The organism is Acidovorax sp. GW835-FHT14G06, assembly GCF_058793595.1.
In genome coordinates this window covers 120111-134153 of record NZ_JBXAGA010000007.1, presented here as the reverse complement: position 1 = coordinate 134153, position 14043 = coordinate 120111, and the positions used below count along the sequence as shown (strand labels likewise).

The following is a 14043-nucleotide window of genomic DNA, read 5'->3' as shown; positions in this document are numbered from 1 at the left end:
ACGTTTGAGGCATCGCTGTTCATCAACGGAATAGCGCAGCGGCTGACATGCTACAGTCCCGCTATTCCAATGAAGAATAGCGAGCTTGTCGTGAAGCGCTTCCTGTTGTACCTAGTCGCCTCGTTGGCGATGGCAGTTTCGGTCCATGCGGGTGAGGTGTCGGTGGCCGTGGCGGCCAACTTTACAGCCCCGATGCAAAAGATTGCCCGCCTGTTCGAGCAGGACACCGGCCACAAAGCCACGCTGGCTTTTGGCTCCACCGGGCGGTTCTATGCGCAGATCAAGAACGGTGCACCGTTTGACCTGCTGCTGTCCGCCGACGATGAAACCCCGGCCAGGCTCGCCAAGGAAGGCCTGGCGGTCGATCCCAGCCGTTTCACCTATGCCATTGGCAAGCTGGCCCTTTGGAGCAAGCAGCCCAGCCTGGTAGATGCACAGGGCCAGGTGCTTCAATCCGGCAAGTTCGACAAGATCGCGCTGGCTGACCCCAAGCTCGCACCCTACGGAGTCGCCGCAGTGGAAGTGATGAACCAACTGGGCGTGCTGAACACCCTGCGGCCCAAGTTTGTGCAGGGCGAGAACATTGCCCAGACCCACCAGTTCGTTGCCACCCAAAACGCCCAGCTCGGCTTTGTCGCCCTGTCGCAGGTGATGGCCGATGGCCGTCTGGTGGAGGGCTCGGTGTGGGCAATACCAGCCACGCTCTACGCCCCCTTGCGCCAGGACGCCGTGCTGCTGAACAAGGGCCAAGGCAATGCGGCAGCGGCAGCATTGCTGCACTACCTTAAGGGCGACAATGCGCGGGCGGTCATCCGCGGCTTTGGCTACGAGCACTGAGATACTCACACCCCATCTCCCCCACCGCCCTTTTCCTTTATGCCTCTGGGCCCTGAAGCACTGCAAGCCATCTGGCTGACCCTGCAGCTTGCCACCCTCACCACGCTCGTGCTGCTGTTGATCGCCACGCCACTGGCTTGGTGGCTGTCGCAAACCGAGTCGTGGTGGAAGGGACCCGTGGGCGCCTTTGTGACCCTGCCGCTGGTGCTGCCGCCCTCGGTACTTGGCTTTTACCTGCTGGTGGCCATGGGGCCTGCCGGGCCGCTGGGGCAGTTCACACAGGCCATGGGCTGGGGCCTGCTGTCGTTCACCTTCACCGGCCTGGTGATCGGGTCGGTGGTGTTCTCCATGCCGTTTGCGGTGCAGCCGCTGCAGCATGCCTTTGAATCGATGGGCCGCCGCCCGATGGAGGTCGCCGCCACCCTGCGGGCCAGCCCGGTGGATGCGTTTTTTACGGTGGCCTTGCCGCAGGCCCGTACCGGCCTGCTCACGGCGGCCATCCTGAGTTTTGCCCACACGGTGGGCGAGTTTGGCGTGGTGCTGATGATTGGCGGCAACATCCCGGGCAAGACGCGGGTGGTCTCCACCCAGATCTACGGCCATGTGGAGGCCATGGAATATGCCCAGGCGCACTGGCAGGCGGGCGGCATGGTGCTGTTCTCATTTGTGGTGCTGCTGTGCCTGGCGCTGCTCAAGAACCGTGGCTCGCGGGTGCTGCCATGAGTGCGCCCGGCGACCTGCGCATCCGGCTCACTCTGCCGCGTGCCGACTTTGAACTGGCCGTGGACCTGCACCTGCCCGGCAGCGGCATCACGGTGCTGTTTGGCGCCTCGGGCTCGGGCAAGACCAGCGTGTTGCGCTGCGTGGCGGGACTGGAGCGTGCACACTCCGGCCTGGTGGTGGTGGCTGGCGAGGTGTGGCAGGACGATGCCGCCCAGGTGTTTCTGCCCACCTACCAGCGGGCGCTGGGATATGTGTTCCAGGAGGCCAGCCTGTTCGAGCACCTCAACGTGCTGGGCAACCTGCGATATGGCCTGAAACGCGCCCGGTCTGCGCAGGCCGAGGCCACGCTGCAGACCGCCATCGAGCTGCTGGGCATCGGCCGCCTGCTGCAGCGCCGGCCAGGCCAGCTCTCGGGCGGCGAGCGCCAGCGGGTGGCCATTGCCCGTGCCCTGGCAACCTCCCCCCGCTTGCTGCTGCTGGACGAGCCCATGGCCGCGTTGGACCTGGCGCGGCGTCAGGAGATCATGCCCTGGCTGGAGCGCCTGCGCGACGAGCTGCACATCCCCATGCTGTATGTGACGCACTCTGCCGACGAACTGGCACGGCTGGCCGACCACCTGGTGGTGCTGGATGGCGGCCAGGTCAAGGCCGCCGGGCCAGTGGACCAGGTGCTGTCGTCGGTGCACCTGCCCGTAGTGCTGGGCGACGACGCTGGCGCGCTGCTGCGCGGCCAGGTGCTGGAGCGGGACACCGCCTGGCACCTGGCGCGCGTGGGTTTTGCCGGTGGCGCCATGTGGCTGCGCGACAGCGGTCTGCCCGTAGGCCAGGCGGTGCGGCTGCGGGTTCTGGCCCGCGACGTGAGCCTGACGGTGCAGGAGCCCATGCAGACCAGCATCCAGAACCACCTGCCCTGCGAGATCGACTCGGTCGCGCCCGACGCCCACCCCTCGCAGGCGCTGGTACGGCTGCGCTGTGGGGAGTCTTTTCTGCTCGCACGGGTCACCCACCGGTCCCTGCATGCGCTGGGTGTGGTGCCCGGCAGCGCAGTGTGGGCCCAGGTCAAATCGGTGGCGATTGTTCCTTGAGCCTGCCAACTGCGGCCCTGTCGCCCGGATCGGCACGCCCTCGCCGGGCGAGGCCATGACGCTTTATGGCGATACGCACACGCCCATTGACTGACTCTTGGCCCGGTACATGGCGGTGTCTGCGGCACGCAGGTAGTCGTCGACCGTCGCCAGCCTGGATGCGCTGCTGACCAAACCAACACTCGCTCCACTGATCACGGTGTGTTCGCCGATCACATAGGGCACTGCAAGGGCGGCGGCGATCTGGTGAGCGCGTTGGCTGGCTTCGGCGGGGTCAATGGATTCCAACAGCACGTTGAACTCGTCGCCACTCATGCGGGCGACCAGATCCACCGCCCGCACGCAGGATTCGAGCCGCCGCGCCACCTGTTGCAATAGCTGGTCACCCACATGGTGTCCGTAGCTGTCATTGACGGCCTTGAACCCGTTGAGATCCAGCAGCAGCACAGCGAACATCGTGGATCCATTGCGCATCGGCACGCCATCACCGTTCACTCCGTCGTTCTGGTGCTGCGCAATGAGTTGCGCGAGGCGATCGTGGAACAACGGCCGGCCGGGCAAGTTGGTCAGCGCGTCGTAGGAACTGCCACGCTCGGCCAGATCACTCAACGATCCCGCCATGCGCACAGGAACACCCTCTTCGAACTCGGCGAGCCCGCGCCAATTGACCCACACCAGCCGCCCAGCCCCGTGGAACGCGCGGAAGTCCACGGAAAAGTTCGGGCTGTTTCCCGATAAGTGCCTGCGGTAAGCCTCCTGCACGCGCCCGCGATCCTCGGTATCGATGAGTTGCTCGAGAAAGCGCCAGCCTCCGTCATGCACAAGATCGGCGCTACCCAGCCCGACGATCTGGAGAAAACGCCCGGACACATGCAGGGCGTCGGTTCGCAAGTCCCAATACCAGATGCCGTCGTTGGATCCGCGAGTCGCCAGCGAATAGCGGTTTTCGGAGCGCAACAAATCGAGTTCGGTGTTCTTCTGCTGGGTGACATCGATCATCAGGCCGATCATGCGGTTCGGCCGACCCGGCTCGACAACCGCGCGGCACAGATCACGCACCCACACGACCTTACCGGACTTGGCAATCAGCCGGTAACTCATCTCGTAGGCACGGCTGTGCGTGGCGTTGTAAGCGGCATCGTCGATCACCAGAGCCTGCGCAAGATCATCGGGATGCACATGCGCCCGCCAGAAGCCCGGGTCAGCCCGCCACTCCTCGACGGAGTAGCCGAACAACCGCTCAACCTGCGGGCTCAGAAAGGTATTGCCCACCCCGATTTCAGCTTCCCACACCACGCCATCAATGGTTTCCAGCAAGCGCAGAAAGCGCTGGCGAACTTCCACCAGCACCTGTTCGGTGACCTCGGTGATCTCGATCAGGACACCCTGGCGGCTGATCACCCGATCTGCCGCATCCGTCTCCGGGTGGAACTGCAGACGCACCCAGCGGTAGTCCGCGTCGGCAAAGCGCAAGCGGAACACCGGCATGCCCGAGCGCATGGTACCGATGTCGTCGGGATGCACAAACTCCAGCAAAGACCTGCCAAGCGCCACCGCCACCGAATGACCGGTGAGCTTGTGCCACGCCGGGTTCAGATAAGTGATCTCCCACAGCGCATCGGTCTGCACCACCGCCTCAGGAAGCAGTTGCAACAGGTTTGCGGACGGCGGGGGAGTGGTGGGCATGCAGGGCTATTGCAAATGGGTCAGATTTATGCGGGGCCGCGCTGAACAAGTCCTTCGCTCGTCGCGCAACCCGGCATAGGGTGGCTTGCTGCGGTGCCAATACCATTCGAACACCGGGTGCGCGCCATCCACGGGACTGAGGCAGCGCCGCCTTGACGGATCGGAAAATCAACCACGTCAAAGCGAGTATGGCATGCATCCAAGTCACCTTTGGACTCGGTGGTTTGGGTGGTTTGGGGCCGTGAGGTGTGCGAGCCAGCAACGCCCTCCGCCGCCGCTGGCTCGCCCACATCACGACGGCTTCACCCGTCAGAACGCCACCTTCACCCCCACCGTCAGATTGCGCCCCATCAGCGGCGCTGCGTTCTTGATGAACGAGGTGTGCGCATAGGCCAGTCGGTCTGTCAGGTTGTTGGCCTTCAGGTACACCTGCCAGGGGGTGCCGCTGCTGAACTGGCCGTTGTAGCTCACGCCCAGGTTCAGCATGCCGTAGCCGGGCGTGGCGGTTTCAAAGTCGGCCACGCGGTTTTGCCGCGCCACCTGCACCCATTCCACTTGGCCTTCCCAGGCCTGCCAGTTGGCGTCCAGCCGTACACCGGCGCGGGTGGCCGGGATGCGCGGCAGCAGGCCACCACCGTCGAGCCTGGCGCGCACGGTGTCGCCAAACAGCGTGATGCCCAGATTGCGCGTGAGGCGCTGGCGCACCTGGCCTTCGATGCCGGTGAAGGTGGCATCGGCCTGGCTGTATTGCAGCAGTTGCAGGCCGTCCAGCGCGTCGAGCGTGCGGCCATAGATGTAGTTCTGGATGCGGTTGCGGAACACGCTCACGCCGAAGGTGGTGTCGCCGCTGGTCTTCTTCAGACTCACATCGATGTTCTGCGAGATTTCGGAGCGCAGGTCGGCATTGCCCCGTTCGTACGTGCTGGTGGCCATGTGCAGGCCCTGGGCGTACAGCTCTTCGGCCGACGGGGCACGGCTGGCGCGGGTGAACGAGGTGCCCACCTGGTAGCCCGGCGTGAACTTCCACACCGCGCCCAGCGATGCCGACGTGCCGTTGTGGCTGCGCTCGATCCCGCTGGTCTGGGCCTCGGCCGTCTGGCGGTCGTGGCGCAGGGCGGCTTCAAAGCGCCAGTCGTTCCAGCGGTACTCCTCCAGCACGAAGAGGCCTGTCTTGCGGGTCACGGTGGGCTGCACATAGGCCTCCTCGCCCTCGGCGCTGAACTTGCGCTGTGAGGTCTGCAGGCCGATCACGCCCTTGAAGCCACTGATGGGCTCGTGCTGCAGTTCCACGCGCGTGTCGTAGGCCTTATTCTTGAAGGTGGTGCTGATGGCTCCGTCTTCGACCTCGTCATGTTTGTAGTCGGTGACACCCGCGCGCAGCCGCAGGGCCGAGAAGCCCGTAAACGGGTTGCGCAGCTCGCCCCGCACGTCAAAGCGCTCGCTGCGCAGGTCGACCACCGGCACATCGCCTGCCGCAGCGTCATGGTCGTGGTCATGGCCGTCGGTTTCGTCGTCAGCATGGGCGCCGCAATGCAGGTGGTCGCCATGGGTGTGGCAGCCATCAAAGCTATGGTTGTGGCCGGGCAGACCGTATTTGGCGGTCTGGCGGGTGTAGGCCGCCCCCAGGTAGCCCTGGTCGCCCACCCACGACAGGCCCACGCTGCCAGTGTCCGTGCGGTTGAAGCTGCCCAGCACCTTGCTGCCGCCCGACCAGCCCTTGCCCACGCGGTAGTCGCCCGCATCCCGCGCCACGCCCTCCACATGCACGGCCAGGTTGCCCGCCCCGCCCGTCAGCGAAAAGGCCCCGGCGCCCTCGCCCGCCCCCGAGTTGGCACGCAGCTCGGCACTGCCTTCGTATCCCTTTTGCGGAATGGCGGTGGGCACCTTGCCGTCCAGCACGTTGACCACGCCGCCCACGGCGCCGTTGCCATAAACCAGGGCCGAGGGGCCACGCAGCACCTCGATCTGCGTGGCCAGCAGCGGCTCGGACACCACGGCGTGGTCGGGGCTGATGGTGGAGGCGTCGTGCAGCTCGGCGCCATCGCTCAGCACCTTGACGCGCGGGCCGTCCATGCCGCGGATGATGGGCCGGCTGGCGCCCGCACCGAAGTGGCTGCTGGTGATGCCGGGCTCGCTGTTCAGCGTTTCGCCCAGCGTGGCCTCGCGGCGGCGCACCAGTTCATCCCCTTCCAGCACGGTGGCGGGGGTGGTCATGTCGCTGGCGCCCAGTTGCAGGCCGCTGGCCGACACGGTGACAGCGGGCAGGCTGGGCGCAGCGTCAGCCGCCGCAGCGGGCGCGGGTGCAGTCTGCGCCTGGGTGGCAACGCTGGTGCCAGACAGCGCCAGCAGGGTCGCCAGGGCCACAGGGTGGAGCGCCGGGCGTGCACGGCGGGAAGCAAAGCGGTGGGTAGAAAAGGTGTGGGTCATGGTGGTGGCCTGCAACAAGGCATGCGCGGCGCTGGCGGTGCCAACGCGCCTGCGCATGCCGACCCGCGCCCGGGGCGCGAGTTGATGAATAAAAACCGCTGCAAGCGCTAGTGAAATATGCGCTAGCAGCTATGAAAACAGGAGTAATGATTGGCGGCGCGCCGTGGTACGGCCGCTGGCAGCCGCCAAATCGGCCTGCATACAGCGGCTTGCATACCGCGCCCTGCGCCAGCAGGCACAACACCGCCGCGTTGCCCTGCAAGGCACACAGCGGGTACGCCGACTGAGAAGGTGGGGCTGGAGGTGCGCTGCGCTTCAGGCCTGGGGCGGGCCGCGCGCGTGGAACAGCGCAATGTGGGGTGTGCTCGCCCGCCCTGCCGCATGCACGGCCGGCGGCAGCGGCGCATCGGCCACAGGCAGCGCCAGCGGGGCGGCATGCAATGCGTCGCCCAGCGCCAGTTGGTCGAGCAACAGACAGTCCACCGGCGCGTGGTGGGCCAGCAGATAGGGGAGCCACAGACCGTGGCCAGGTGTGGCAGCGGGCCGCGCAGTGGGGGCCGGGTCCCACGCCGGCTGCCCGGGCAACGAAGAGGGCGCGGCCAGCAGCCCGGCATGCGCCTGGTCCAGCGCGCCGCCGTGCACCACCTGGTGCAGCCGCCCCAGCGTGGGCACCACCACCAGGGCCAGCAGCAGCCACGCCAATGCCACGCGCCGCACCGCTGCGCCGCGCAGGGCGGCGGACGGCAGGTGCAAAGGGCGAAGGAAGGCGCGGGTCACGTCAGGCAAAAAGGGAAAGGATTGCGGCAGAGGCTGCAGCGGCAACGCCGGGGATTACTTCACTGGTACCGCATCCACCACACGGTAGTACAGGCCATATTGATCATTGGGGAGCACGGTGAACTTGCCTTCCACCACCACGGGCTCCAGCGAATAGCGCACGGGTGTCTTGGCCTTGACCTCGACCATGCTCTCGGGCCCGCCCGGTGTGCAGAACGAGCAGGTCAGCGGCACGGAGGTGAGGATGAAGTGCGTCTGCGTCGGCTTGGCGTCCAGCGGCACCATGAAGCCCTGGATGCGCTGCGTGGTCTTGTCCATGCCCTTCTGGGCGTCGTTGAACACGGGCAGGATGCCGTCCTTGGTGGTCTTTTTGCTCAGGTCGGTCAGCACCGACCAGGGCACCACGTCGTTGCGCTGGGGCAGCGGGGCAATCGGGCTGTTGGGGCTGTGGTAGCCCGCACCCGACCCCGATGGCACGACGGTGCCAGCGCCCGCAGGCAGGGGCGACGACAGCACTGGCGCCGCGGCCGCGCCTTCCTTGGCGCGCTCAAAAGCGCCCGGCGCGGGCTTGGTGGCGCTGCCTTGCTGCGCGTGCGCACCGGTTGCCAGAACCAGCATGGCGGCCAGACAAGCCACGCGAGCCATCAGGCCGGGGATGGGCAAGGGCTTCAAGGTGCAGGACATGGCGGGGACTCCGGGCGAACGAGCATCAAAAAAACAGGCACTCAGTGCGCGTGTTTCATGCCGCAGTATTTTCCAATGGCTAGGTTCTTGCACGCCGCCTGCAGGTCTTTCTGGCACTGATCGTGTCCCTTGCCGGACTCCAGGCACTTGGCGGCAGCCTCGTGGGCGGCAGCCATCGCACGGTGGCGGGCGATGTCTTCCTGGGTGTCCTTGTCGTTGTGGGCTTGCGCGTGGGCCAGGGCACCGGCGAGCAGCATGGGGGCCAGGGCGAGAGCTGCGAAAAGTTTTTTCATGGCAAGACTTTCAGGTTGAGTGGCTAGAGGGTTTATGGAGGTCAGAACTCGGTGGCTACATCAAGGCTGGCTCAACAAGTCGGCCACATCGGTGCGGTAGGCCTGCATGGCCGGCAGCAGCGCCGCTAGCGCCGCCACGCCTGCGGCCAGCAGCGGCACCCCCGCTTCGGCGGGCAGCCAGATCCAGCCCGTCACCGGCAGCAAACCCTGCGCCTGTAGTGCCCAGCCCAAGGCCTGCGCCAGGCCGTGGCCCAGCAGCAGCCCCAGGATGGACGCGAGCGCGGCCAGCCACAGCGCCTCCCACAGCACCAGCCCGGCCACGCGGCCCGGCGGCGCGCCCAGCATGCGCAGCATGGCCAGGTCGGCGCGGCGCTCGCGTACGGCATTCCACAGCGCGATGAACACGCTGAGCGCGGCCACGGCCAGCAGCACGCCGCCAAAGGCGCGCAGCACATCGGCACCCACGCCCAGCAGGCGCAGCAGGCGTGTGACCTCGATGGCGGGCGCCGCCGCCTGCATCGAGGTGCCGCCGTTGATCAGGCGTGGCAGCGTGATGGCCGCCATGGGCGTGCGGTAGCGCACCAGGGCCACGGTCACCTCACGCTCTTCCTTCATGATTTCCAGGTCTTCGGCATCGTTGGCCGTGGCGGTCTCGTGCACCATCCAGACCGATTCGGTGCTGGTCAGGATCAATCGGTCCAGCACACAGCCGCAGGGCGCCAGCACCCCGCTCACACGGTAGGGGTGGTTGCCATGGGCGTGCCCTCCTCCTCCCAGGCCGTGGCTGCCGATGAAGGTGGCCCCCACCAGCGGCGCGCCTTGATGGCTGGCTTTGACAATGCCCCGCGCCACGCTGGCGCCCAGCACCGCGTCCATGGGCTGCTGCCACAGCGCGCCTTCGGCAAACTGGGCCTCATAGTGCGCCACGTAGTCGGGCGTGGTGCCCACGATGCGAAAACCCTGGTAGCTGTCACCCAGGCTCAGCGGGATGACCTGCTCCACCAGCGGGTTCTTCTGCAGCGCCTGCACCTCTTGCAGCGGGATGTTGCCCGTGGGCACGTCGATGTGGAACACGCCCGCCAGGATCAGCTGCAGCGGGCTGCCCTTGGCGCCCACCACCAGGTCGATGCCACTCAGGTCGCGCTCAAACGCCTTGTCGAGCTGCGTGGCCACCAGCAGCACCAAAGTGATGGCGGCCAGGCCCAGCGTGAGAACCAGCAGGTTGAGCACGGCGGCCAGCGGGCGGGACCACAGGTAGCGCCAGGACAGGCGGGCGAGTTTGAATACTCCTGAATTCATAGCTGCTCAGGCATATTCAACCGGCGCTCCGTGCCGATTTCATTCAAATTGAGGGTCTGGACACCCGCCAGGGCGGACACCACACGCTGGTCATGCGTGGCAATCACCAGGCTGGCATCGCAGGCCGCAGCGCTGTGCTGCAGCAGGGCCAGCGCATCGGCCGCCGCCTCGTCGTCCAGGCTGGCCGTGGGCTCGTCAGCCAGCAGCACCTGCGGCGCCAGCAGCACGGCCCGCGCCAGCGCCACGCGCTGCGCCTGCCCGCCAGAGAGCTGGTGCGGCTTGCGCGCGGCCAGCTCGGCCACACCCACTTGGGCGAGTGCGCGGTGGATGGCCGCATCGTCACGCCGCAGCCCGGCCGCAAAGTACGCCAGCGCCAGGTTGTCCGTCACGGTGAGTGCGCTGCTGAGGTACAGCTTTTGCGGCAAGAAGCCAATGGTGCGCGCGCGCCAGGCATCGATCTCGGCCCCACGCTGCGTGCCCAGCTGGGTGCCCGCCACGAACAGGTCACCGCCACTGGCACCGCGCAGGCCGGCCATCAGCGCCAGCCAGGTGGATTTGCCGGTGCCCGAGCGCCCGCGTAGCAGCAGCGTGCCGCCCTGGCGCAGATCCACATCCGGAAAGCGCAGCGGCGCGGCGCCACCGGTGGCATAGGCGTAGGAAAGCCCCCGGGTGCGGATCATGCGGCAGCGCCCTCGGCCGGGTGCGCGCAGGCGGCACAGCGCCCGTGCACTGCAATGTCCACCGCCAGGCTCTCGTGTCCTGCGGTGGCCAGCGCCTGCAGCACCTGCTTGAGGGCGTTCTGCACCTTGGCCGAACCCTGTGACAGGCGGAACTGGCGGTGGCAGTCGTCGCATTCAAACCGCGGTGCAGCGCCCTCCTCCCCCTGTGGCGCCAGCGCATACCGCGTCACGCGGGCGGCATCGACTTGCTTGTGCAGCAGGCCGGCGGCAGCAAAACGGTCAAGCATGCGGTAGACCGTGACCTTGTTGACCGCAACGCCCGCTGCAGCTAAGGCCGCTTCAACCTCGGGCTCCGACAGCGCCGCATCGGGCCGAGCCTCGTACAGGGCCGCCAACGCCCGTGTGGCGCGGGTGGCACGCATGCCGGGGGGAAGCGACCAAGGCTGGAGACGTTGAGGGGACGGGGAAGACATGGGTGGTGCGGATGAACTGCGCATAACGCAATCGGGTTGCATTATGCCTGGCTGCAGCCTCGCTCTGAACGAATTTGCTCCCTCCAAGCATTGAACCCAGAGCGCAAGATCTGGATCCCGCCCCTCTGGCAGCCGCCAGCGCGTCAGCGTCAGCCCTTCAAATACCGCGCAAACGTCTTGCGAAACTTCTCCACCTTTGGCCCCACCACAAATGCGCAGTACCCCGCATTGGGGTGGTTGGCAAAGTAGTCCTGGTGGTAGGCCTCGGCCATGCTGTAGTTCGATAGCGGCTTCACCTCGGTGGTGATGGGCGCACCGAACAGCCTGTCTTGCGACATCTGGCGGATCATGGAGTTGGCGATCTCGCCGTGCTCGGGGTTTTCGTAGTAGATGCCGCTGCGGTACTGCGTGCCCACGTCATTGCCCTGGCGGTTGAGCGTGGTCGGGTCGTGGGTGTGGAAGAAGATTTCCAGGATGTCTTCCAGGCTGATTTCGTCGGCATCGAACGTCAGCCGCACCACCTCGGCGTGGCCGGTGTCGCCCTGGCAGATCTGCTCGTAGGTGGGGTTGATGGTGTGGCCGTTGGTGTAGCCGCTTTCCACATCGGTGATGCCGCGCACGCGATCGAAAACGGCTTCGGTGCACCAGAAGCAGCCGCCGCCCAGGGTGATGGTTTGTGGGTTGTGGGCCATGTGGGTCTCCATGCGGTGAAGTCAGGGGAAGAGATCCACGGCATGGTACGCGGCATTGCCCGGCGCAGCCCGGACAGGGGATTTGCCGGGCACACGTCGGGTCAGGCTACTCGTACTGGCGACCCTGTGCCATCAGCTCGGGCGTGCCGATCAGCGCATTCAGGCCGTCAAAGTCCATCATCCGGTCCTTGAAGGGCGTGGTGGTCTGGTGCGTGTGCAGGCTGGCGTAGTAGCCCTGCAGCGTGTGCGCCACGGCGCGGGCGGTGCCGCCGGGGAAGATCACGATGCGAAAGCCGCGCTGCTGCAGCTCGGCCGCGCTCTGGATCGGTGTCTTGCCGCCTTCGACCATGTTGGCCAGCAGCGGGATGCGGTGGGCAAAGCGCTGGCAGGCCGCGTCCATCTGCTCGGGGGTGCGCAAGGCTTCGATGAAAAGCGCATCCACACCACATTCCAGGTACGCCTCGGCGCGGTCAAATGCGGCGTCGATGCCCTCGACGGCCAGCGCGTCGGTGCGGGCCAGGATCAGCGTGTGGGGGCTGCGGCGGGCGTCCAGTGCGGCCTTGAGCTTGCCGCACATCTCACCCACCGGCACCACCGTCTTGCCATCCAGGTGCCCGCAGCGCTTAGGAAAGCCCTGGTCCTCGATCTGGATCATTGCCGCGCCCGCACGCTCAAAGCCGCGCACGGTGCGCTGGGTGTTGAGTGCGTTGCCAAAGCCGGTGTCGGCATCGACGATGACCGGCGTGCGCACGCGCTCGGTGATGCGGGCCAAGGTGTCTTCCACCTCGGTGTAGGTGGTCAGGCCCACGTCGGAGCGGCCCAGGCGCGTGTAGGCAATCGATGCGCCTGAGAGGTACAGCGCCTCGAAGCCAGCCTGCTCGGCTACCAGGGCGCTCAGGGCATCGTAGACGCCGGGGGCCAGGATGGCGCGAGGTTCGTGAAGGCGTTGGTGCAGCGATGGATGGGGGGATGGGGTGGTCATGGTTTCAGTCTTCCGAGTACGCGACCAGTTCGGCCGCCGTGTGCGCCGCGATGTAGCCACCGGCCACGGCGCTGAGCAGGCCGTTGCCCGACAGATACCCCCACACCGCATCGCCCGACACGCCGCGCGCAGCGCCGCCCGCAGCCAATAAGTTAGGAAACGGCCGACCATCAGCACCCAGCACACGGCACTGGGCGTCGATATCGAGCCCGCCCTGGGTATGGAACAGCGCACCGGTCACCTTGACTGCGCAGAACGGGGCCTGCAGTGGGCGGGTAAAAGTGCGGCGGTTTTGGTCATTTTGGCCGCTAGCGCTAGTGGTACTTGCCAGGGTAGCTATCAATTTTGATTCTTCGCAGCCGATGGTGGCCGCCAGCGCCTGCACGCTGTCGCAGTGCTTGACGGCACCCGCAGCTTCGGCATCGACAAAGTCCGGGAAGGTTCGTGCCAGCGCGAGGATGGGCGCATCGAACACATTCCACGCCACGCCGCCCGGCTGCGCCAGCACATGCACCGAGGCCTCGGAATAGCCCTGCGTCTCGTCGTGAAAGCGCTCGCCCAGCGCATTCACCTGGATGCCGCCTTCCATCATCAGCGCCCACGAAATCAGCGCGCCCTGCGGAATGGCCCAGGAGCCGTGGCCCTGATAGCCGCCCAGGTCGGCCAGCCGGGCGCCCAACGCCTGGCCCCAGGCGATGGCGCTACCGTCGTTGCCGGTGTGGCCGGCGAACAGCGCATCGCGCATCTCGGGCAGCAGTTCGCGCACCAGGGACGGGTTGCCGCCAAAGCCGTTGCAGGCCAGGATGAGTGCGTCGCAGGCCAGGTGCTCCAGCGTGCCATCAGGCCGCTCGTAGCCCACGCCGATCACACGCTGCTGGGCGTTGACCCACAGCTCGCGCACGGTGGCTTCGGTGATGAGAGGTATGTCGGCCGCTGTCACCGCGTTGGCCAGACGGCCCATCAGGCCCACGCCGGTTTTCTCGGGCGTGGCGTGCATGCGGCGCACGCTGTGGCCGGGGTACAAAAATCCATCGAGCACCTGCCACTGCAGGCCATGGCGGTCTTGCAGTGCATCGAGCGCCGGACCGATGGCCTGGGCATAGGCTTGCACCAGATGGGCCGCCGCCCTGCCCTTGGCCTTGGCGCTGATGTCGGCGGCAAAACGCTCCGGGCTGTCATCAATGCCCGCCGCGCGCTGTACCAGTGTGTCGGGCGCGGGGATGAAGCCCGACGACAGAGCGGATGAGCCCAGCGGCGTGGCGTCGCGCTCCAGCACCGCGCAGTCCACACCGGCGTCGTGCAGCATCAGCGCGGCTGTGAGCCCGCAAGCGCCACCGCCCAAGATGAGCACAGGCACATGCGCGTCTTGCGCGTCTTGCGCCACCGTACCGGGCATGTGCTCGGC

The 14043-nt window shown here is 66.7% G+C and carries 14 protein-coding genes; 3 read left to right on the top strand and 11 right to left on the bottom strand.

Features of this window, described 5'->3' with window-relative positions; translation table 11 throughout:
* Positions 1–69: 69 nt before the first annotated feature.
* The 3 genes from modA to modC are packed head-to-tail and all read left to right on the top strand — an operon-like array spanning position 70 to position 2645.
* Entirely contained in the window at positions 70–837 is a 768-nt protein-coding gene (gene modA, locus AC1Q64_RS14005) for a molybdate ABC transporter substrate-binding protein (protein ID WP_492251742.1), read from the top strand.
* Between the two features lie 39 nt (positions 838–876).
* Positions 877–1560 (top strand): molybdate ABC transporter permease subunit, encoded by a 684-nt coding sequence (modB, locus tag AC1Q64_RS14000; protein ID WP_492251741.1) that lies wholly within the window; start codon positions 877–879, stop codon positions 1558–1560.
* The gene (gene modC, locus AC1Q64_RS13995) at positions 1557–2645 is read left to right on the top strand and encodes a molybdenum ABC transporter ATP-binding protein (RefSeq protein WP_492251740.1); all 1089 of its coding nucleotides are present in this window, start codon (positions 1557–1559) and stop codon (positions 2643–2645) included. The genes modB and modC overlap by 4 nt, the downstream gene beginning before the upstream one ends.
* Before the next feature lie 63 nt (positions 2646–2708).
* On the opposite strand, the gene AC1Q64_RS13990 is transcribed toward modC, so the two are convergent.
* From AC1Q64_RS13990 to AC1Q64_RS13940, 11 genes are all read right to left on the bottom strand, one after another.
* Complete coding sequence (locus AC1Q64_RS13990; RefSeq protein WP_492251739.1) at positions 2709–4331, bottom strand: PAS domain-containing protein; 1623 nt, start codon at positions 4329–4331, stop codon at positions 2709–2711.
* Between the two features lie 309 nt (positions 4332–4640).
* Entirely contained in the window at positions 4641–6758 is a 2118-nt protein-coding gene (locus tag AC1Q64_RS13985) for a TonB-dependent receptor domain-containing protein (RefSeq protein WP_492251738.1), read from the bottom strand.
* Between the two features lie 315 nt (positions 6759–7073).
* A complete protein-coding gene (locus AC1Q64_RS13980; RefSeq protein ID WP_492251737.1) occupies positions 7074–7535 on the bottom strand; it encodes a hypothetical protein in 462 nt (153 codons plus the stop codon).
* Between the two features lie 54 nt (positions 7536–7589).
* The gene (locus tag AC1Q64_RS13975; protein WP_492251736.1) at positions 7590–8219 is read right to left on the bottom strand and encodes a DUF3299 domain-containing protein; all 630 of its coding nucleotides are present in this window, start codon (positions 8217–8219) and stop codon (positions 7590–7592) included.
* 41 nt (positions 8220–8260) lie between these two features.
* Complete coding sequence (locus AC1Q64_RS13970; RefSeq protein ID WP_110958661.1) at positions 8261–8512, bottom strand: hypothetical protein; 252 nt, start codon at positions 8510–8512, stop codon at positions 8261–8263.
* 60 nt (positions 8513–8572) lie between these two features.
* Entirely contained in the window at positions 8573–9811 is a 1239-nt protein-coding gene (locus AC1Q64_RS13965; protein ID WP_492251735.1) for an FtsX-like permease family protein, read from the bottom strand.
* Entirely contained in the window at positions 9808–10491 is a 684-nt protein-coding gene (locus tag AC1Q64_RS13960; RefSeq protein WP_492251734.1) for an ATP-binding cassette domain-containing protein, read from the bottom strand. Before AC1Q64_RS13960 ends, AC1Q64_RS13965 begins: the two co-directional genes overlap by 4 nt.
* The gene (locus AC1Q64_RS13955; protein ID WP_492251733.1) at positions 10488–10913 is read right to left on the bottom strand and encodes a Fur family transcriptional regulator; all 426 of its coding nucleotides are present in this window, start codon (positions 10911–10913) and stop codon (positions 10488–10490) included. The genes AC1Q64_RS13960 and AC1Q64_RS13955 overlap by 4 nt, the downstream gene beginning before the upstream one ends.
* Before the next feature lie 200 nt (positions 10914–11113).
* Entirely contained in the window at positions 11114–11656 is a 543-nt protein-coding gene (gene msrA, locus AC1Q64_RS13950; RefSeq protein WP_492251732.1) for a peptide-methionine (S)-S-oxide reductase MsrA, read from the bottom strand.
* A 106-nt stretch (positions 11657–11762) separates the two neighbouring features.
* Entirely contained in the window at positions 11763–12638 is an 876-nt protein-coding gene (locus tag AC1Q64_RS13945) for an isocitrate lyase/PEP mutase family protein (protein ID WP_492251731.1), read from the bottom strand.
* Between the two features lie 4 nt (positions 12639–12642).
* Positions 12643–14034, bottom strand: coding sequence for an FAD-dependent oxidoreductase (locus tag AC1Q64_RS13940; protein WP_492251905.1), 1392 nt, complete (start codon positions 14032–14034; stop codon positions 12643–12645).
* Positions 14035–14043: the final 9 nt, after the last annotated feature.